This is a genomic window from Streptomyces regalis, from assembly GCF_001509475.1.
GTDB lineage: Bacteria > Actinomycetota > Actinomycetes > Streptomycetales > Streptomycetaceae > Streptomyces > Streptomyces regalis.
This window is the reverse complement of the sequence record NZ_LLZG01000013.1, coordinates 97,730-115,823: the sequence shown is the minus strand read 5'-3', so window position 1 is coordinate 115,823 and position 18,094 is coordinate 97,730. Positions and strand designations below refer to the sequence as shown.

Genomic DNA, 18,094 nt, shown 5'->3' with positions numbered 1-18,094 from the left:
GTCAGACATGGTCGGGGGTCTCCTTGGTGGCCTCGCCCCGCAGGGCGATGGCGTACATCTCGTCCGCGTCGAGGCGCCTGAGCTCCTCGGCGATGAGTTCGGAGGTGGTGCGGACCTTCAGCGCGAGGGTGCGCGACGGCTGGTCCGGCAGGGTCAGCGTGGCCAGCGGGCCCTCGGGACGGTCGATGACGATCTCGCCGTTCTCGGTGCCGAGCCGCACACCCGTGACGACCGGTCCGGCGGTGACGACCCGCTCGGCGGTGACGTGCAGGCGGGCCTCCAGCCAGCGGGCCAGGAGTTCGGCGGCCGGGTTGTCGGCCTCGGCCTCCACGGCCGCCGAGACGATCGGTACCCGGGCCTGGTCCAGGGCCGCGGCGAGCATCGAGCGCCAGGGGGTGAGCCGGGTCCAGGCGAGGTCGGTGTCGCCGGGCGCGTAGGAGCGGGCGCGGACCTCCAGGTCGGCCAGCGGGGTCTCGGTGGTGTACAGGTCGGTGATCCGGCGCTGTGCCAGCGCGCCCAGCGGGTCCTTCGAGGGGTTCTCGGGCGCCTCCACCGGCCACCACACGACGACCGGCGCGTCCGGCAGCAGCAGCGGCAGCACCACCGAGTCGGCGTGCTCGGACACCTCGCCGTACATGCGCAGGATCACCGTCTCGCCGGTGCCGGCGTCGGCGCCCACCCGGACCTCGGCATCGAGGTGCGAGCGGGTGCGGTCGCGCGGGGTGCGGGCGTGCCGCTTGATGACGACCAGGGTGCGCGCGGGGTGCTCGTGCGAGGCCTCCTCGGCCGCCTTGATCGAGTCGTAGGCGTTCTCCTCGTCCGTGACGATCACCATCGTCAGGACCATGCCCACGGCCGGCGTGCCGATCGCGCGGCGGCCCTGCACCAGCGCCTTGTTGATCTTGCTTGCCGTGGTGTCGGTCAGGTCGATCTTCATGGCCTGCGCCAGCTCCGTCCGTCTCGTGCGAGCATCTCGTCGGCTTCCTCGGGTCCCCAGCTGCCGGACGCGTACTGCGCCGGCTTGCCGTGGGTGTCCCAGTACTCCTCGATCGGGTCGAGGATCTTCCAGGACTCTTCCACTTCCTGGTGACGGGGGAACAAATTGGCGTCCCCGAGGAGGACATCCAGGATGAGCCGCTCGTACGCCTCCGGGCTGGACTCCGTGAACGACTCGCCGTAGGCGAAGTCCATCGTCACGTCCCGGATCTCCATCGAGGTCCCCGGCACCTTGGACCCGAACCGCACCGTCACGCCCTCGTCCGGCTGGACGCGGATGACGATGGCGTTCTGGCCGAGCTCCTCGGTGGCGGTGGAGTCGAAGGGGGAGTGCGGCGCCCGCTGGAAGACGACCGCGATCTCGGTGACCCGCCGCCCGAGCCGCTTGCCGGTGCGCAGGTAGAACGGCACGCCCGCCCAGCGCCGGTTGTCGACGTTCAGCTTGATCGCGGCGTACGTGTCGGTCTTCGACCGCGCGTCGATGCCGTCCTCCTGGAGGTACCCGGCGACCTGCTCGCCGCCCTGCCAGCTTGCCGCGTACTGCCCGCGCACGGTGTGCTTGCCCAGGTCCTCCGGCAGCTTCACGCCCTTCAGCACCTTCAGCTTCTCGGTGAGCAGCGAGGCGGCGTCGAAGGAGGCGGGCTCCTCCATGGCGGTCAGCGCCATCAGCTGGAGCAGGTGGTTCTGGATGACGTCACGGGCCGAGCCGATGCCGTCGTAGTAGCCCGCCCGGCCGCCGATGCCGATGTCCTCGGCCATCGTGATCTGCACATGGTCGACATACGACCGGTTCCAGATCGGCTCGAACATCTGGTTGGCGAAGCGCAGCGCCAGGATGTTCTGGACGGTCTCCTTGCCCAGGTAGTGGTCGATCCGGAAGACCTGCTCCGGGTCGAACACGTCGTGCACGATCGCGTTGAGCTCCTGGGCGCTCGCGAGGTCGCGGCCGAACGGCTTCTCGATGACCGCCCGCCGCCAGGAACCCTCGGGGGCGTCCGCCAGGCCGTGCCGCTTCAGCTGCTGCACGACCTCCGGGAAGAACTTCGGCGGTACGGAGAGGTAGAAGGCGTAGTTGCCGCTCGTACCGCGCGCCGCGTCCAGCTCGTCGACCGTCTGGCGCAGCTGCTTGAACGCCTCGTCGTCGTCGAAGGCCCCCGGAATGAACCGCATGCCCTCGGCGAGCTGCTGCCAGACTTCCTCGCGGAACTCCGTACGGGCGTGCTCGCGCACCGAGTCGTGCACGACCTGCGCGAAGTCCTGGTCCTCCCAGTCCCGGCGGGCGAACCCGACGAGCGAGAAGCCCGGCGGCAGCATGCCGCGGTTGGCGAGGTCGTACACGGCCGGCATCAGCTTCTTGCGGGACAGGTCGCCGGTGACACCGAAGATGACGAGCCCGGACGGGCCCGCGATCCGGGGCAGACGGCGGTCGCGCGCGTCGCGCAGGGGGTTGTCCCAGTCGGGGGTGCCAGAGGTGTCGGAGGTCATTCTGCGTCAGCTCCCTTGCTGCCGAGCGACTTCTTGACGGCGTCCAACAGGTCCTGCCACGCCACCTCGAACTTGGCGACGCCCTCGTCCTCCAAAAGGGTGACGATTTCGTCGTACGAGATCCCGAGCGCCTCTACGGCGGCCAGGTCGGCGCGGGCCTGTGCGTAACCGCCGGTCACGGTGTCGCCGGTGATCTCGCCGCGGTCGGCGGTGGCGTTCAGGGTGGCCTCGGGCATCGTGTTGACGGTCCCGGGCGCGACCAGTTCGTCGACGTACAGGGTGGACTTGTACGCCGGGTCCTTCACGCCGGTCGAGGCCCACAGCGGGCGCTGCTTGTTGGCCTTGGCGCCGGCGAGGGCGGTCCAGCGGTCACCCGCGAAGACGTCCTCGTAGGCCTCGTAGGCGAGGCGGGCGTTGGCGAGCGCGGCCCTGCCCTTGAGCGCGAGGGCGCCGTCCGAGCCGATCGCCGTCAGCCGCTTGTCGATCTCGCTGTCGACGCGGGAGACGAAGAAGGAGGCCACGGAGTGGATGGCGGAGAGGTCGTGGCCGTTCGCGGCGGCCTTCTCCAGGCCGGCCAGGTAGGCGTCCATCACCTCGCGGTAGCGCTCCAGGGAGAAGATCAGCGTGACGTTCACGCTGATGCCCTGGGCGATGACCTCGGTGATGGCGGGGAGACCGGCCTTGGTCGCCGGGATCTTGATCATCACGTTGGGGCGGTCGACCAGCCAGGCGAGCTGCCTGGCCTCGGCGATCGTGGCCGCCGTGTTGTGGGCGAGGCGCGGGTCGACCTCGATGGAGACCCGGCCGTCCCGGCCGTCGGTGGCGTCGTACACGGGCCGCAGGACGTCGGCGGCGGCGCGGACGTCGGCGGTGGTCATCATGCGCACGGCCTCGTCGACCGTGACGCCCCGCACCGCGAGGTCGGCGAGCTGCTCCTCGTAGCCCTCGCCGGAGCCGATGGCGGCCTGGAAGATGGACGGGTTGGTGGTGACGCCGACGACGTTCTTGTGCGCGATCAGCTCGGCGAGGTTGCCCGACTCGATCCGCTTGCGCGACAGGTCGTCCAGCCAGATCGAGACGCCCTCGTCGGAGAGGCGCTCGAGGGTGCCCGCGGTCGCGGTTGCTTCGGTGGTCACAGTGATCATCTTCTTTCTGGCGGCAGGATCAACCACGGGCGGCAGCAAGGCCCGTAGTTGAATTCAATGCAGCCCGGGCTGCGGCGGCGACGTTCTCGGGGGTGAAGCCGTACTCGGCGAACAGGGTCTTGGCGTCGGCGGAGGCACCGAAGTGCTCCAGCGAGACGATGCGTCCGGCGTCGCCCACGAACCGGTACCAGGTGAGCCCGATACCGGCCTCGACCGCCACCCGCGCCTTCACGGCCGGTGGCAGGACACTCTCGCGGTACTCGCGCGGCTGCTCCTCGAACCACTCCACGGACGGCATCGACACCACACGGGTACCGATCCCGTCGGCCTCCAAGCGCTCCCGCGCGGCGACGGCGAGCTGGACCTCGGAGCCGGTGGCGACGAGGATCACCTCGGGCGTCTGCGTGGAGGACTCCTGGAGGACGTAACCGCCCTTCGCCGCATCCGGGTTGACCGGCAGCGTCGGCACACCCTGGCGGGTGAGCGCGAGCCCGTGCGGGGCCGGGTTGGTCGAGTGCCGCTTGAGGATCTCGGCCCAGGCGACCGCGGTCTCGTTGGCGTCGGCGGGGCGGACGATGTTCAGGCCCGGGATGGCGCGCAGCGAGGCCAGGTGCTCGACCGGCTGGTGGGTCGGGCCGTCCTCGCCGAGGCCGACGGAGTCGTGCGTCCAGACGTACGTCACCGGCAGCTGCATCAGCGCGGACATGCGAACCGCGTTGCGCATGTAGTCGGAGAACACCAGGAACGTACCGCCGTAGACACGGGTGTTGCCGTGCAGGGCGATGCCGTTCATCTCCGCGGCCATCGAGAACTCGCGGATGCCGAAGTGGATGGTGCGGCCGTAAGGGTCGGCCTCCGGCAGCGGGTTGCCCTTCGGCAGGAACGAACTCGTCTTGTCGATGGTGGTGTTGTTGGAGCCGGCCAGGTCGGCCGAGCCGCCCCACAGCTCGGGGACGACCGCGCCCAGCGCCTGGAGCACCTTGCCGGAGGCGGCGCGAGTGGCGACCGACTTGCCCTCCTCGAAGACGGGCAGGGCGTCCTGCCAGCCCTCGGGGAGCTGACCGGCGACGATCCGGTCGAACAGCTGGGCGCGCTCGGCGTTGGCGCCGCGCCACTTGTCGATCCGCTTGTCCCAGGCGGCGTGCGCCTCGGCGCCCCGGTCGAGGGCACGGCGGGTGTGGGTGAGGACCTCGCCCGCGACCTCGAAGGACTGCTCGGGGTCGAAGCCGAGGATGCGCTTGGTGGCGGCGACCTCGTCGGCGCCGAGAGCGGAGCCGTGGGAGGCCTCGGTGTTCTGCGCGTTGGGGGCCGGCCAGGCGATGATCGTGCGCATCGCGATGATCGAGGGGCGCTCGGTCTCGGCCTGCGCCGCCTTGAGCGCCGCGTACAGCGCGTGGACGTCGATGTCGCCGCCCAGCGCGGGCTCGATCCGCTGCACATGCCAGCCGTACGCCTCGTACCGCCCCAGCACGTCCTCGGAGAACGCGGTCGCGGTGTCGCCCTCGATGGAGATGTGGTTGTCGTCGTAGAGGAAGACGAGGTTGCCGAGCTTCTGGTGGCCGGCGAGCGAGGAGGCCTCGGCGGAGACACCCTCCTGGAGATCGCCGTCGGAGACGATCGCCCAGACGGTGTGGTCGAACGGGGACTCGCCCTGCGGAGCCTCGGGGTCGAACAGGCCGCGCTCGTAGCGGGCGGCCATCGCCATGCCGACGGCGTTGGCGACACCCTGGCCGAGCGGGCCGGTCGTCGTCTCGACCCCTGCCGTGTGCCCGTACTCGGGGTGGCCCGGCGTCTTCGAACCGTGGGTCCGGAAGGCCTTCAGGTCGTCGAGCTCCAGCTCGTACCCGGCGAGGAACAGCTGGGTGTAGAGGGTCAGCGAGGTGTGGCCGGGGGAGAGAACGAAGCGGTCACGCCCGGTCCACTCGGGGTCGGCCGGGTCGTGCCGCATCACCTTCTGAAAGATCGTGTAGGCGGCCGGGGCGAGGCTCATCGCGGTGCCCGGGTGGCCGTTGCCGACCCGCTGTACGGCATCGGCCGCCAGGAGGCGGGCCGTGTCGACGGCACGCCGGTCGAGTTCGGTCCATTCGAAGCTGTCCGGTGTCTGCGTGCTCATCTTCAAGAAGTCCTCGATCGCAGCGAAGTGGCTGGTCCAACGCGTTCAAAAGTAAAAGTCTGACTTTTACGAGGGAAGGTCGGCGTGTGTCAGGCTGTGGTGAAAGTGGGACACCGCCGCCGGCCTGGCGCACGGCTGAGCATGGGCGGCGCGCAACTGAGGCGGCACGAGACGGACATGGTGGACACAAGGGTCGAAGGCGGCGACGGCGGGATCAGAACGTTCCCCTTCCCCGTCGAGCTGAGCGTCGGCGGCGTCGGCATGCAGATCGGCCCCATGGGCAGCACCGACCACACCTGGCACGTCGACGAGGCGCCCCTGGAGCGCGTGCACCGCATCGACTTCCACGTCGTGATGCTCTTCAGCCGAGGACCCGTGCGCCACATGATCGACTTCACGGAGTACGAGGCGGGCGCCGGCGACCTGCTGTGGATCCGCCCCGGCCAGGTCCACCGCTTCTCACGGGCCGGTGACTACCGGGGCACCGTCCTCACCATGCAGCCCGGCTTCCTGCCCCGCGCCACGGTCGAGGCCACCGGCCTCTACCGCTACGACCTCCCGCCCCTGCTCCACCCCGACGAAGCCCAGCTCACCGCACTCCGCTCGGCCCTCGCCCAACTCCAACGCGAGTACGAGGACACCACCACCCTCCCGCTGAGCCTGCACACCGCGGTCCTGCGCCACTCGCTGACGGCATTCCTGCTGCGCCTGGCCCACCTCGCCGCGAGCTCGGCGGAAGCCGCGCGGCAACAGGCCGACACCACCTTCACCCTCTTCCGGGACGCGGTGGAGAAGGGCTTCGCCACCAACCACAGTGTCAGCGCCTACGCCGACCAGCTCGGCTACTCCCGCCGCACCCTCGTCCGCGCGGTCCGCGCGGCGACCGGTCAGACGCCGAAGGGGTTCATCGACCGACGAGTGATCCTGGAGGCGAAGCGGCTCCTGGCGCACACGGACATGCCGATCGGCCGCGTGGGTGCGGCGGTCGGCTTTCCCGACGCCGCGAACTTCTCCAAGTTCTTCCACCAGCACACGGAGATGACGCCGGCGGCGTTTCGGGCGGAGCTGCGGTGACGCTCCGCTGGGTGGGCCGTGATGCGCTGTGCGGGGGTGCCGCGATGGGCCGTTGGACGGCTGCGGGTTCGTTGTGGCTGGTCGCGCCCACGCGGCGGTAGCCGCACATTGATACAGCCCCGCGCCCCTAAGGGTTGCAGAACCGTGGGCTGTCTCGCCAAGGGTGCTCAGGTGCTGAGTCGGCGGCCGGTGGCCTCGGCCCAGTCCTCCGGGCCGCCCGCGAGGACGGCGACGTCACGGTGGCCGGTGCGCTGCAGGAGGCTGGCGGCGGACATCGCGCGCTCCCCGTGCGCGCAGTGCACCAGCACGCTCGACGGCGCCTCGTCCGTACGGCCGGGCAGTGCGCCGAGCTCGATGCCGACGGCGCCGGGGATGTGCCCGGCGTCCCACTCGGACCGCTGACGCACGTCGAGGACGGGACGGTCGCCGACCCGGTCGGCCGGCACGAGGTCGACGGTCTCCCGCTCGCCTCCCTCGGCCGTCCAGGCGTCCATGGTCAGGTGCCCGCACAGCCGCTCGTATCCGATCTTCAGGGCCTGCCAGGTGAGTTCGCCGAGATCCTGGCCGGGCGCGGTGACGAAGACGAGTGGAGCGTCGTAGGGCAGCAGCCAGCCGAGCCAGGTGGCGAACTGGTCGCGCAGATGGACGGAGAGGGCGCCGGGGATGTGGCCGGCGGCGAAGTCCTCCACCCTTCGTACGTCGACGATCTGCGCGCCCCGGCCGAGCAGCTGACGTACGTCGGCCCCGGACAGCGTGGGCAGTGAGGGCGCCGCGGCGAGCACCGCCGGACCCCGCCGGTTGACCTCGGCCAGCCGGTCGAAGTACGCGGGACAGGAGCCGAGGCCGTCGAGCAGCCGCCGTACGAAGCTGTCCTCGTCCGGCGCGGCGAGCAGGGCGTTGGCCCGCTTCTCGGCGCCGATGGTCGTGGTGCGCTCGGCGCCCGGCGGGGCGGAGCAGAAGGAGCCGGCGCCGTGTGTGGGCCACACCGAGGTCGAGTCCGGCAGCCGGGCCAGGCGCCGCAGGGAGCGGTACTGGGCGCGGGCGAGTTCCTCCGCGCGGTCGGCGCCGAGCAGATCGGTGCGGGCGACCGAGCCGACGATCAGTGAACCGCCGGTGAAGACCCCCAACTCCCGTGCGCCGTCGAGGAGCAGGAAGGACAGATGCTCGTCCGTGTGACCGGGGGTGGCCAGCGCGCGCAGGGTCAGCCCGCCCAGGTCCACCTCGTCGCCGTCGGACAGGGCCCGATGCTCGAAGGCACGCCGTCCGGTGGCGGACGCCAGCACCGTCGCCCCGTCGTCGGCCGCCAGCTGCAGTGCGCCGGTGAGGAAGTCGGCGTGCAGGTGGGTGTCGGCGGCGTAGGCGACGGTGAGCCCGCGCCGCTCGGCCTCTGCGTGCAGGGCGCGCAGATCACGGCTCGCGTCCACGGCCAGGGCGCGGCCGTCGCCGAGGTCGACCAGGTAGGCGCTGTTGCCGAGACCGGCGTCGACCAGGGGAATCAGATGATCGTCGGCGAAGCCCATGGGGTCCTCCATTTGCCACGGTACGCGCCGAGTGGCCCATGCACCCACCCTTCATGCGCGAAGCCGTAGTGGCGGCCGGCGGAGCCGCCCGGACCCGCCCGGAGTCGCCCGGAGCCGCTCGTGTCGACGACGCCCCGCGAGGGCCGGTGAAGCCTCGCGGGGCGTCGTAAACACGCCTGTCAGCGGGCGAAGGTGAACCAGTTCACGTTCACGAAGTCCGACGGCTGACCGCTGGTGAAGGTGAGATACACGTCGTGCGTGCCGGTCACCCCGCTGATGTTCGCCGGGATGGTCCGCCACGACTGCCACCCACCGGTGTTGCCCACCGCGAAGCTGCCGACGGGTGCGTTGCCACGGCTGTCCAGGCGCACCTCGACCAGCCCGCTGACACCGCCCGCCGCACCGCTCGCCACCCGGCCGACGAACTGAGTGGCCGCCGTGGAACCGAAGTTGACGCCCTTGTACAGCGCCCAGTCGCCGTTCGCGAGGGAGCCGATGTTCTGTCCGCCGCCCGAATCCGACGTGGACTCGGTGCTCGCGCCGCTCTGGCCGTCGTACGACTCGGCCTGAATGGCGCTGTAGGCGTCACGGTTGCCCGTAGGCGGGGGTGTGGTACCGCTCCCACCGGCCGACAGCACCTGGACGTAGTCGACGACCATCGGCACGCCGGACCGCGTGTCGCCGTCCAGGCCGCCGCCGAAGGCGTCCGGGAAGGCGCCGCCCATCGCCACGTTCAGGATGATGAAGAACCCGTGGTTGGTGGCGTTGGTCCAGGTCGTCGCGTCCATCTGGCTCGCGTTGACCGAGTGGAACTGGGTGCCGTCGACGTAGAAGCGGATCGTCTCGGGGCTCACCGAGCGGTCCCACTCCATGGTGTAGGTGTGGAAGGCCGACTGGCACGTCGAGCCGGGACATGCCGTGGAGTTGCCGATGCCGGTGGTCTCGTTGCACGGGCCGCCCGGGTTGGTGCCGCAGTGCATCGTGGCCCACACGGTGTTGCGGCCCTGGACGTTCTCCATGATGTCCAGCTCGCCGACGCTCGGCCAGTTCTGGTAGTTGCCGCGGTAGGGCGCGCCCAGCATCCAGAACGCCGGCCAGTAGCCCTCTGCGGCGGTGCCGGTGACGTTGGGCATCTGGATGCGGCCCTCGACGCGCAGTTTGCCGCCCGCCGGGGGCTGGAAGTCGGTGCGGTTGGTCTCGATGCGGCCCGAGGTCCAGCGGCCCGCGGAGTCGCGCAGCGGGGTGATGCGGAGGTTGCCGTTGCCGTCGAGCGCGACGTTGCTGGTGCTGTTCGTCATCGTCTCGACCTCGCCGGTGCCCCAGTTGGCGGGGCCGCCGGGATACGAAGTGCCGGTCGCGTACTGCCAGTTGGAGGTGTTGACGCCGGTGCCGGCGGTGCCGTTGAAGTCGTCGAGGAAGACCTGCGTCCAGCCCGACGGGGGTGTGGGGGCGGAGGCGTTCGCGGGCAGGGTGGCGGCTGTGGCTACCGCGGCCGCCAGACCGAGCGTGCTGAGTACGGCGATGAGCGCGCGTCGCCGTCTGGGTATGCCGGAGGTTGCACTCATGGGGGTGCCTCCCGGGTACGGAGTGATGTGCGCGGGTGTCGGGCGCTCGCTTCTGAGAGCGCTCTCAAAGTGCGCCCAATGTGCTCTCCGTCATCGGCGTCGTCAAGACTTAAAGCAAGGAAAGTCCTTTCGGGGCAGGGACGTTCACGCCATGAACGGCGTATACGTGCTAAAGCGCACTCCCCGCCTTCCAGTCCGCCCACGACAGGTTCCAGCCGTTGAGCCCGTTGGCCGGATCGACGGTGTTCTCGCCCGAGTTCCTGACGACGACCACGTCCCCGAGCATCGAACTTTCATAGAACCTGTAGCCGTCGACCGAGGTGTCGCTCGCGCCCTTCGCATCGTGCAGGCCGATACAGCCGTGGCTGGTGTTCTCGTGGCCGAACACCGACGTGGACGCCCAGTAGTTGCCGTGGACGAACGTGCCGGACGTGGTCAGCCGCTGGGCGTGCGGGACGTCGGAGATGTCGCACTCGTCGCCGAGCCCGACCGTCGAGGACTCCATCCGCGTCTGCCTGAACCGCTCGCTGATCACCATGATCCCGGACCAGGTGGTGTGGTCGGAGCCGCCGCCGCTGACCGGATAGGTGGCGACGGTCTCGCCGTCCCGGACGACCGTCATCCTCTGGGTGGCGAGGTCGACGGTGCTGATCTGCTCGCGGCCGATGCGGAAGGTGACGTCCTTGGACTGGACGTCGTACACCCCGTCCGAGTCCTCGACGTCCTTCAGTCGGAGGCTGAGCGTGACGGTCGTCCCGGCGGCCCAGTACGTCTCCGGCCGGAAGTCCAGCCGGGTGTCGCCGAACCAGTGGCCGACGACGTCCACGGCGGGCTCGGCGGTGACCGTGATCGCCTTCTGGACCGCTGCCTTGTCGGCGACGGCGTGCGTGAAGTTGATCGACACGGGCATGCCGACGCCGGAGGTGGAGCCGGCCTCGGGCGTGAAGTGGCCGACGAAGGTCTCGCCGGGGGATGTGATGGTGAAGGTCGTGATCGTGGCCGCCGATGCGCCCGCCGCCGTGGCCGTGACGGTGTACTCGGTGCCCGAGTACACCGTTCCTGTCCGAAGTCCACTTCGTGCGGGCCTCGTCGAAGGAGCCGTCCAGCGCGGAGCCGTCGTCACCGGTGACCTTCACGGACGCGAGCGTGCCGTCGGTCACGGTGATCTCGACAGGGCTGGTGAAGTCGGCCTTCTCGGTGCCGTCGGCGGGCGTGACCGTGATCGTCGGCTGCTTCGCGGAGGCCTGCGCGGACGCCGCCGACTTCGCGTCCTCCGAAGCAGAGGATGCGTCCGCCGCCCCGCCGCCCTGCTCCGACGGTTTCGATAGGTGCGGGACGCCCACGGCACGCCTTCCTGAGTTCTGCTGCGGTACGCGTGCATCGTGCAGGTACTTCCTTGGTTGAACCTTTGAATCCCGGCACGGCAGTCTGAGATTCCCGTGAGGACCACCTGGGAGAGAAGAGGCCCCGACCGCATGGAACTCGCCTTCACCGGCCACGTGATCGAATGGCGCGGGCCGGCGCCGTACTACTTCGTCCGCGTGCCGGACGAGGAGTCCGCCGACATCCGCGAGGTGGCCGCGATGGCCACCTACGGCTGGGGTGTGATCCCGGTCGAGGCCCGGGTCGGCGAGGTCGCCTTCGAGACGTCGCTCTTTCCCAAGGACGGTGGCTATCTGCTGCCGCTCAAGAACGCGGTACGAGCTCCGCAGGGACTCGGGTCCGGCGACGAGGTGGCCGTGGAGATGACCGTCCGCCTGTAGGACAGGCCCGGTCGCCCTGACTTCGGGCGCGTCGATCTGCCTGATCCGGTCGGCCGCAGCGGCCGCGACGTCGTCTTCGTCGTCGCTGTCGAGGCCGCGGGTGAGGTTGCGGGGTGATCAGGGTTCGTCCGTCCCGGCGGCCTGGTCGCTCCCGTCACCCACCCGGCCCTTTCCGGCCTGCCCGGTGCCGCAGCGCCCAGCACGGGTTCGCCGCTGACGTGGTCTTTGGGCGGGTCGATCTGCCTGATCTTGTCGGCCGCAGCGGCCGCGACGTCGTCTTCGTCGTCGCTGTCGAGGCTGTGGGCGGGGTTGGCGGGGTGATCAGGGTTCGTCCGTCCCGGCGGCCTGGTCGCTCCCGTCACCCACCCGGCCCTTTCCGGGCTGCCCGCGAGCTCGCCTACCCCTCCTTCTCCGGCTGCCATCCCAACCCCCGCGAAATCCCGCGCGCCGCGAGCCGTACCGCCGGTACCAGCACCGGTACCTGCGCGTCGGCCTGGGGTACGACGACGGACACGGCGGCGATGACCGAGCCGCCCGGGCCGCGTACCGGTGCGGCGACCGACAGGGCGTCGTCGGTGACCTGGCGGCTGCTGACCGCCACTCCCGTGCGGCGTACTTCGGCCAGGACGCGGCGCAGTCGGGCGGGCTCGGTGACGGTGTACGGGGTGAAGGAGGCGAGCGGTCCGGCGCAGTACTCCTCCTGGAACGCGGGGTCACTGTGCGCGAGCAGGGCCAGCCCCACCCCGGTGGCGTGCAGCGGCCAGCGCGCTCCGACCCGGATGTGGACGCCGACCGCGGACCGGCCCGACAGCCACTCGATGTAGATGACCTCCGGCCCGTCCCGGACCGCCAGCTGCACGTTCTCGTGCGTCGCCTCGTACAGGTCCTCCAGATACGGCAGGGCGATCTGCCGCAGTGCGAGCCCGCGCGGTGCGAGGGCCGCCAGCTCCCACAGCCGCAGCCCGACGTGGTAGAGCCCGGCCTCGTCCCGCTCCAGGGCGCCCCACTCGGTGAGGGCGGCCACGAGGCGGTGCGCGGTGGTCAGGCTCAGCCCGGCCCGTCGGCTGATGTCCGTCAGGGACAGCGCCGGATGCTCGAGGTCGAAGGCCCCGAGGACGGACAGCAGCCGGTCGGGCGCGGAGCGGGTGGTCATGGCCGGGCGTCTCCCGGGTGGGCCAGGTCGTAGGGGCGGGGGTAGGTGGTGGGGCGGTAGGTCACGTAGCGCGGCTGTGTCGTCGGATCCTCCTGCTGGGCACGGGAGTTGAGGGTTTCGGGCGTGGTGTCCCAACGGCCTTTGTCCAGCCGGTGCTCCAGGGTGTGCAGGGCGCCGAGCGTCTCACCCGGGGTGAAGGTGCAGTGGCCGGGGGCGTCGACGTAGGCCTGGCTGAGCAGGGCGCCGGAGCCCGCCGCGGTGGCGGCCCGCCGGTAGGCGCTCTCGGCCTGGACGGGGATCAGCGCGTCGCCGGTGGTGTGGATGGAGAGGTGGGGGTCGGTGAGACGGCCGGAAAGGGCGCTGGTGTGCCGCATCCAGCGTACGGCCGTGGCGTCGGCGGAGATCCGGGGTGCGCGGTTCAGGGCCGCGAGGTCGGTGCGCAAGGACAGTCCCGCCTCCTTGTAGAGCTCGCTCACCTCTTTGTACAGGGGGGAGCGGCCCAGCATGGCGGTGTAGTCGACGCCGGTGTTCCAGGACATGTTGCCGCCGGCCCGGCTCTCCGCCTCCTGCCGCCAGCTGAACGCGGGCAGCCGCACGAGCCCGGTGACGGCCTGGTACTGGTTGGCCTGCTGGGCCTGCCAGTCGGTCGGGCCCGGCTCGGTCTGACCGGGGTCGTTGTATCCGGGGATGTTGTGCAAAGCGGCCGCGAGGGCGATCCGGGCGCGGCCCCCGGGGGTCTGCTGGGCCGCGGTGAGCTCGGTGGCGAGGGCGTTCGAGGCGCCGGATGCCTCGGCCTGGCCGGTGAAGCCGGTGAGGGGGATGTCGGTGTCCGGAGCCAGCAGGGTCTTGAGCGCGAACACCGGGTCCAGGGTGCTGTTCCAGTTGGCGACGCCGCCCTGCACCAGCCCGCACATCGCCAGCGAGCCGTCGAAGCGGTCCGGGTGCCGCTCGGCGAGCATCGTGGTGACGAAGCCGCCGTACGACGTGCCCCAGGCGAGAGTGCGCCTGGCCTGGCCGAACTTCTCGGTGAACACCTCCAGCGTGGCGAGCTGGTCGGGGACCGCGTCCGTCACGGCCCAGCCGTTCGTGGCGTAGGAGGAGCCGATGAGGGCGTACCCCTCGGCCAGCAGCTTCTCGCGGGTGGCCGAACCGGGGGCGTTCTGGGCCGGGTTGGGGGCTCCGGCCGGGGAGTAGCCGTGGCTGTAGAGGAGGACGGTGCCGTTCCAGACGGCGGGTACGTCCATCAAGTAGGCGGCGCCCGAGGGGAGTTGTCCCTCCAGGTGGGTGTCGGTCGCCGCCTGTGCGGGGAGCGCGGTCGCGGTGGCCGCGCATACGGCAGCCACGGTCAGTAAGGCGATGCGGGTGCGGAATCTCAACGGAGCGTCCCTTCCGGCGTGGGGGTGTGGGTGGGGGAGGCGGGGGCGTCCAGGGTGTCGGCGTGCGTCTCGCGCAGCCGCCACACGGTGAGCGCGGTGATCGCCGCGCCGCCGCACAGCAGCAGGGAGACCGGCGTACTGCTGCCGCCGGACGAGGCGAGGAGGCTGCTGGCGATGAGCGGCGAGAACCCGGCGCCGAGCAGGGTGGCCGCCTGGTAGCCGAGCGAGGCGCCGGTGTAGCGGACCCGGGTGCCGAACATCTCGCTGAGCAGCGCGCCGAGCGGGCCGTACATCGTGGACTGGGCGACGCCGTGCCCGAGGGCTAGGGCGAGGATCAGCAGCCCGGGGGAGCCGGAGTCGACAAGCGCCAGCACGGGGAAGGCGAGCGCGGCCGAGGCGACGGCGCCGGCCAGCACCACCGGGCGCCGGCCGACCCGGTCGGAGAGCGCGGACGCGGCGGGCAGGACCACCAGGGCGACGCAGGAGGCGACGGTCACGGCGGTGAGCACCTGCGGACGGGTGTACCCGTGGCCGACCGCGTACGAGATCATGAATCCGGTCAGCAGCGACTGGGCGGTGAACGCGCCGATGCCGACACAGGCGGCGAGCAGTACGGGCTTCGGCCGCCGCAGTACTTCCACGACCGGCGGCCGGTCGGGCCCCGGCTGCTGCTTGGCCTGAGCGAACAGCGGGCTCTCGGCGACCTTGAGGCGCACGAACAGGCCGACGGCCAGCAGCACGATGCTCAGCAGGAACGGCACCCGCCAGCCCCAGGCGCGGAACTCGTCGTCCGGCAGGGCGGAGACCAGCGTGACCACGCCGGCCGACAGCACCGAGCCGAGCGGGGCGCCGAGTTGGGTGAAGCTGGACCACAGGCCGCGCCGGGCGCCCTGGGTGCGTTCGGCGTGCTCGACGACCATGAGGGTCGCGCCGCCCCACTCGCCGCCGATCGCGAGGCCCTGCACCACGCGCAAGGTGACGAGGAGGACGGGCGCCCACACGCCGATCGCGTCGTAGGTGGGCAGGAGGCCGATGAGGAAGCTGCCGCAGCCCATCAGGACCATGGTCAGCAGCATCATCGACTTGCGGCCGATCCGGTCGCCGAAGTGGCCGAAGACGATGCCGCCGAGCGGGCGGGCCAGATAGCCCGCGGCGAAGGTGCCGAAGGCAGCGATGGTGCCGACCGCGGGGTCGGCCCGGGGGAAGAACAGATCGCCGAAGACGAGCGCGGCGACCGTGCCGTACACGAGGAAGTCGTAGAACTCGACCGCGGTGCCGAGCAGCCCGGACAGGGCGACGCGGCGCAACTGGCGGGTGTCGGGGGACGGTTGAGGGGCGGACGACGGGGACGGAGGGGACGGCTGCACGTTGAGCTCCCTGAGGGCCGGTGCCGATGCCCCGGTGAAGTTAGGCAGTCATCGTGCGGCCGTCAATAAGTTGCACAACATCAGCTGGGTCGATCCTCCACGATCCGCTGGAGCAGGCCGTGCAGGGTCTCCCGTTCAGCCGGGTCCAGCGGGTCCAGGAGGTCGTTCGTCACCCGCAGGCCCGCCTCGTCGGTGTCCCGCAGGAACGTGCGGCCCTCGGCGGTGAGGACGACGATCCGGCTGCGGCGGTCGTCGGGGGAGGGGCGGCGCTCGGCGAAGCCCAGCTTCTCCAGATCGTCGACCAGGCCGACGATCGCGCTCGGGTCGTAGCCGAGCTGCGCGCTCAGCTCGCGCTGGAGCGCCCCGTCGGACGTCGCGAGGAAGCGCAGCACCGCGTAGTGGCGCAGGCGCAGTCCCGACTCCTGCAGGAACGTGTTGAACAGCTGACCCGAGCGCAGGCCCAGGCGGTACAGCAGGTAACCCGTGTCCGCGTGCAGGCCGCGCATCCACGGTTCGTTCGCGTCGATGGGTGCCGGGTTCGTGGCGTGCTGGCGGGTGATGGCGGACTCCCTGGGTCTCGGCCCCTGGTGGCGGGGTTTCTCTGTGCAGATTCCAGCATGACGCACCCGAAGGTCACCAACAACTATTGACGACAACAATTATTGCTCTTAACTTCGATCCCGTAGCCGCACCCGCGTCGAAGCACCTCAGTCGAAGGGACTCTCCCGTGCCCAGCATCGATCTCACCGGCAAGGCCGCCGTCGTCACCGGCAGCGGCCGAGGCCTCGGCCTCGCCTACGCCCACGCCCTGGCCGCCCACGGCGCCTCCGTGGTCGTCAACGACGTCGACGAGGCCGTGGCCGAGGCGGCCGTGAAGTCCATCACCGAGGCCGGCGGCACCGCCGTCGCCGAGGTCGTCCCGGTCGGCACGACCGAGGCCGCGGACCGGCTGGTCAACCGCGCGGTCGAGGAGTTCGGGCGCCTCGACATCCTGGTCACCAACGCGGGCATCCTGCGCGACAAGGTCCTGTGGAAGATGACCGACGACGACTTCGACGCGGTGATCACCACCCACCTCAAGGGCACCTTCACCTGCGCCCGCGCCGCCGCCGTCCGCATGCGCGAGCAGGGCGAGGGCGGCACCCTGATCCTGGTCGGCTCCCCGGCCGGCCAGCGCGGCAACTTCGGGCAGACGAACTACGCCGCCGCCAAGGCCGGCATCGCCGCCATGGCCCGCACCTGGTCGATGGAGCTGGGCCGCGCGAACATCACCGTCAACGCGATCGTGCCGGTCGCAGCGACCGCGATGACCGAGACCATCCCCGCCTTCGCCCCGTACATCGAGGCCATGAAGAACGGCGAGCCGCTCCCGGACTTCCTCCGCAAGGGCGAGGGCTTCGGCACCCCCGAGGACTGCGCGGCCCTCGTCCCCTTCCTCGCGTCCGAGGCGGCCCGGTCGGTGACCGGTCAGTGCATCGGCATCGGCGGCGACAAGGTGGCACTCTGGTCGCATCCGCAGGAGATCGCGGCGGCCTACGCCGACGGCGGCTGGACCCCCGACACCCTGGCCCACGTCTGGCCCACCTCGGTCGGCGCCGAACTCCAGAGCGTCGGCGTCCCCGCCCCGAAGTTCCCGGAGGCCTGACCATGGCGAACCTCAACGTCGAGGAACTCGTCGCCATCGACGTCCACACCCACGCGGAGGTCTCGTCCAAGGGCCACTCCTCCCTGGACGACGACCTGCACGACGCCTCCTCCGCCTACTTCAAGGTGGAGGGCAAGCGGAAGCCCACCCTGGAGGAGACGGCCGCGTACTACCGCGAGCGGAAGATGGCCGCCGTGATCTTCACGGTGGACGCCGAGTCCGCGACCGGTACCGCGCCCGTCCCGAACGAGGAGGTCGCCGAGGCGGCCGCCGCCAACTCCGACGTCCTCATCCCCTTCGCCTCCATCGACCCCTTCCGGGGGAAGGCGGGCGTGAAGCAGGCCCGGCGGCTGGTCGAGGAGTACGGGGTGAAGGGCTTCAAGTTCCACCCCAGCATCCAGGGCTTCTTCCCCAACGACCGCACGGTGGCCTACGACCTCTACGAGGTCATCGAGGAGACGGGCACCATCGCCCTGTTCCACACCGGCCAGACGGGCATCGGCGCGGGCGTCCCGGGCGGTGGCGGGATCAGGCTCAAGTACTCCAACCCCCTCCACGTGGATGATGTGGCCGCCGACTTCCCCCACCTCAAGATCATCCTGGCGCACCCGTCCTTCCCCTGGCAGGACGAAGCCCTCGCCGTCGCCACGCACAAGCCGGGCGTGCACATCGACCTGTCCGGCTGGTCGCCGAAGTACTTCCCGCCGCAGCTCGTGCAGTACGCCAACACACTGCTGAAGGACAAGGTCCTCTTCGGCTCCGACTTCCCCGTCCTCACCCCGGACCGCTGGCTCGCCGACTTCGAGAAGCTGTCGATCAAGGACGAGGTGAAGCCGAAGATCCTCAAGGAGAACGCCGCCCGCCTGCTCGGGCTGACGAAACCGTAAAGGGG

The 18,094-nt window shown here is 70.7% G+C and carries 15 protein-coding genes and 1 pseudogene; 5 read left to right on the top strand and 11 right to left on the bottom strand.

Annotated elements, in window-relative coordinates; translation table 11 throughout:
• Position 1 precedes the first annotated feature (1 nt).
• The 4 genes from opcA to tkt are packed head-to-tail and all read right to left on the bottom strand — an operon-like array spanning position 2 to position 5,739.
• On the bottom strand, positions 2-937 hold the full coding sequence (gene opcA, locus ADL12_RS03935) for a glucose-6-phosphate dehydrogenase assembly protein OpcA (protein WP_062698473.1): 936 nt from the start codon (positions 935-937) through the stop codon (positions 2-4).
• Complete coding sequence (gene zwf / locus ADL12_RS03930; RefSeq protein ID WP_062698471.1) at positions 934-2,481, bottom strand: glucose-6-phosphate dehydrogenase; 1,548 nt, start codon at positions 2,479-2,481, stop codon at positions 934-936. Before zwf ends, opcA begins: the two co-directional genes overlap by 4 nt.
• Positions 2,478-3,626, bottom strand: coding sequence for a transaldolase (gene tal, locus ADL12_RS03925; RefSeq protein ID WP_062698469.1), 1,149 nt, complete (start codon positions 3,624-3,626; stop codon positions 2,478-2,480). Before tal ends, zwf begins: the two co-directional genes overlap by 4 nt.
• Positions 3,627-3,645: 19 nt before the next feature.
• Positions 3,646-5,739: a transketolase gene (tkt, locus tag ADL12_RS03920; protein WP_062698467.1), complete on the bottom strand. Its 2,094-nt coding sequence runs from the start codon at positions 5,737-5,739 to the stop codon at positions 3,646-3,648.
• Between the two features lie 177 nt (positions 5,740-5,916).
• Between tkt and ADL12_RS03915 the strand changes: the two genes are divergently transcribed.
• Positions 5,917-6,813, top strand: coding sequence for a helix-turn-helix domain-containing protein (locus tag ADL12_RS03915; protein ID WP_062698465.1), 897 nt, complete (start codon positions 5,917-5,919; stop codon positions 6,811-6,813).
• 167 nt (positions 6,814-6,980) lie between these two features.
• On the opposite strand, the gene ADL12_RS03910 is transcribed toward ADL12_RS03915, so the two are convergent.
• The 3 genes and pseudogenes from ADL12_RS03910 to ADL12_RS03900 all read right to left on the bottom strand — a co-directional run bounded on the left by ADL12_RS03910 (position 6,981) and on the right by ADL12_RS03900 (position 11,121).
• A complete protein-coding gene (locus ADL12_RS03910) occupies positions 6,981-8,333 on the bottom strand; it encodes an MBL fold metallo-hydrolase (protein ID WP_062698463.1) in 1,353 nt (450 codons plus the stop codon).
• Positions 8,334-8,512: 179 nt separating this feature from the next.
• Entirely contained in the window at positions 8,513-9,898 is a 1,386-nt protein-coding gene (locus tag ADL12_RS03905) for a glycoside hydrolase family 16 protein (RefSeq protein WP_062698461.1), read from the bottom strand.
• A gap of 169 nt (positions 9,899-10,067) precedes the next feature.
• Positions 10,068-11,121: pseudogene (locus ADL12_RS03900) on the bottom strand (L,D-transpeptidase).
• On the opposite strand from ADL12_RS03900, the gene ADL12_RS56020 reads away from it, so the two are divergent.
• Positions 11,024-11,302: a hypothetical protein gene (locus ADL12_RS56020; protein ID WP_244187756.1), complete on the top strand. Its 279-nt coding sequence runs from the start codon at positions 11,024-11,026 to the stop codon at positions 11,300-11,302. The pseudogene ADL12_RS03900 and the gene ADL12_RS56020 sit on opposite strands and share 98 nt — an antisense overlap.
• Positions 11,303-11,373: 71 nt before the next feature.
• Entirely contained in the window at positions 11,374-11,661 is a 288-nt protein-coding gene (locus ADL12_RS03895; RefSeq protein WP_062698459.1) for a DUF1905 domain-containing protein, read from the top strand.
• Between the two features lie 397 nt (positions 11,662-12,058).
• On the opposite strand, the gene ADL12_RS03890 is transcribed toward ADL12_RS03895, so the two are convergent.
• The 4 genes from ADL12_RS03890 to ADL12_RS03875 all read right to left on the bottom strand — a co-directional run bounded on the left by ADL12_RS03890 (position 12,059) and on the right by ADL12_RS03875 (position 16,063).
• Positions 12,059-12,814 carry an IclR family transcriptional regulator gene (locus ADL12_RS03890; RefSeq protein WP_062698457.1) on the bottom strand — a complete coding sequence of 252 codons (756 nt, stop codon included), beginning with the start codon at positions 12,812-12,814 and terminating at the stop codon, positions 12,059-12,061.
• Positions 12,811-14,190, bottom strand: coding sequence for an alpha/beta hydrolase family protein (locus tag ADL12_RS03885; RefSeq protein WP_062698455.1), 1,380 nt, complete (start codon positions 14,188-14,190; stop codon positions 12,811-12,813). The genes ADL12_RS03890 and ADL12_RS03885 overlap by 4 nt, the downstream gene beginning before the upstream one ends.
• Positions 14,187-15,557, bottom strand: coding sequence for an MFS transporter (locus ADL12_RS03880; protein ID WP_062698454.1), 1,371 nt, complete (start codon positions 15,555-15,557; stop codon positions 14,187-14,189). The genes ADL12_RS03885 and ADL12_RS03880 overlap by 4 nt, the downstream gene beginning before the upstream one ends.
• 80 nt (positions 15,558-15,637) lie before the next feature.
• On the bottom strand, positions 15,638-16,063 hold the full coding sequence (locus tag ADL12_RS03875; RefSeq protein WP_062698452.1) for a MarR family winged helix-turn-helix transcriptional regulator: 426 nt from the start codon (positions 16,061-16,063) through the stop codon (positions 15,638-15,640).
• 221 nt (positions 16,064-16,284) lie between these two features.
• On the opposite strand from ADL12_RS03875, the gene ADL12_RS03870 reads away from it, so the two are divergent.
• Entirely contained in the window at positions 16,285-17,202 is a 918-nt protein-coding gene (locus tag ADL12_RS03870; RefSeq protein WP_062698450.1) for an SDR family NAD(P)-dependent oxidoreductase, read from the top strand.
• 2 nt (positions 17,203-17,204) lie between these two features.
• Positions 17,205-18,089, top strand: coding sequence for an amidohydrolase family protein (locus ADL12_RS03865; RefSeq protein ID WP_062698448.1), 885 nt, complete (start codon positions 17,205-17,207; stop codon positions 18,087-18,089).
• Positions 18,090-18,094: the final 5 nt, after the last annotated feature.

Bases quoted from the DNA above. Each gene is read 5' to 3' on its own strand.
- opcA (WP_062698473.1), bottom strand. From the start codon at position 937: ATGAAGATCGACCTGACCGACACCACGGCAAGCAAGATCAACAAGGCG.
- zwf (WP_062698471.1), bottom strand. From the start codon at position 2,481: ATGACCTCCGACACCTCTGGCACCCCCGACTGGGACAACCCCCTGCGC.
- tal (WP_062698469.1), bottom strand. From the start codon at position 3,626: ATGATCACTGTGACCACCGAAGCAACCGCGACCGCGGGCACCCTCGAG.
- tkt (WP_062698467.1), bottom strand. From the start codon at position 5,739: ATGAGCACGCAGACACCGGACAGCTTCGAATGGACCGAACTCGACCGG.
- ADL12_RS03915 (WP_062698465.1), top strand. From the start codon at position 5,917: ATGGTGGACACAAGGGTCGAAGGCGGCGACGGCGGGATCAGAACGTTC.
- ADL12_RS03910 (WP_062698463.1), bottom strand. From the start codon at position 8,333: ATGGGCTTCGCCGACGATCATCTGATTCCCCTGGTCGACGCCGGTCTC.
- ADL12_RS03905 (WP_062698461.1), bottom strand. From the start codon at position 9,898: ATGAGTGCAACCTCCGGCATACCCAGACGGCGACGCGCGCTCATCGCC.
- ADL12_RS03895 (WP_062698459.1), top strand. From the start codon at position 11,374: ATGGAACTCGCCTTCACCGGCCACGTGATCGAATGGCGCGGGCCGGCG.
- ADL12_RS03890 (WP_062698457.1), bottom strand. From the start codon at position 12,814: ATGACCACCCGCTCCGCGCCCGACCGGCTGCTGTCCGTCCTCGGGGCC.
- ADL12_RS03875 (WP_062698452.1), bottom strand. From the start codon at position 16,063: ATGCGCGGCCTGCACGCGGACACGGGTTACCTGCTGTACCGCCTGGGC.
- ADL12_RS03865 (WP_062698448.1), top strand. From the start codon at position 17,205: ATGGCGAACCTCAACGTCGAGGAACTCGTCGCCATCGACGTCCACACC.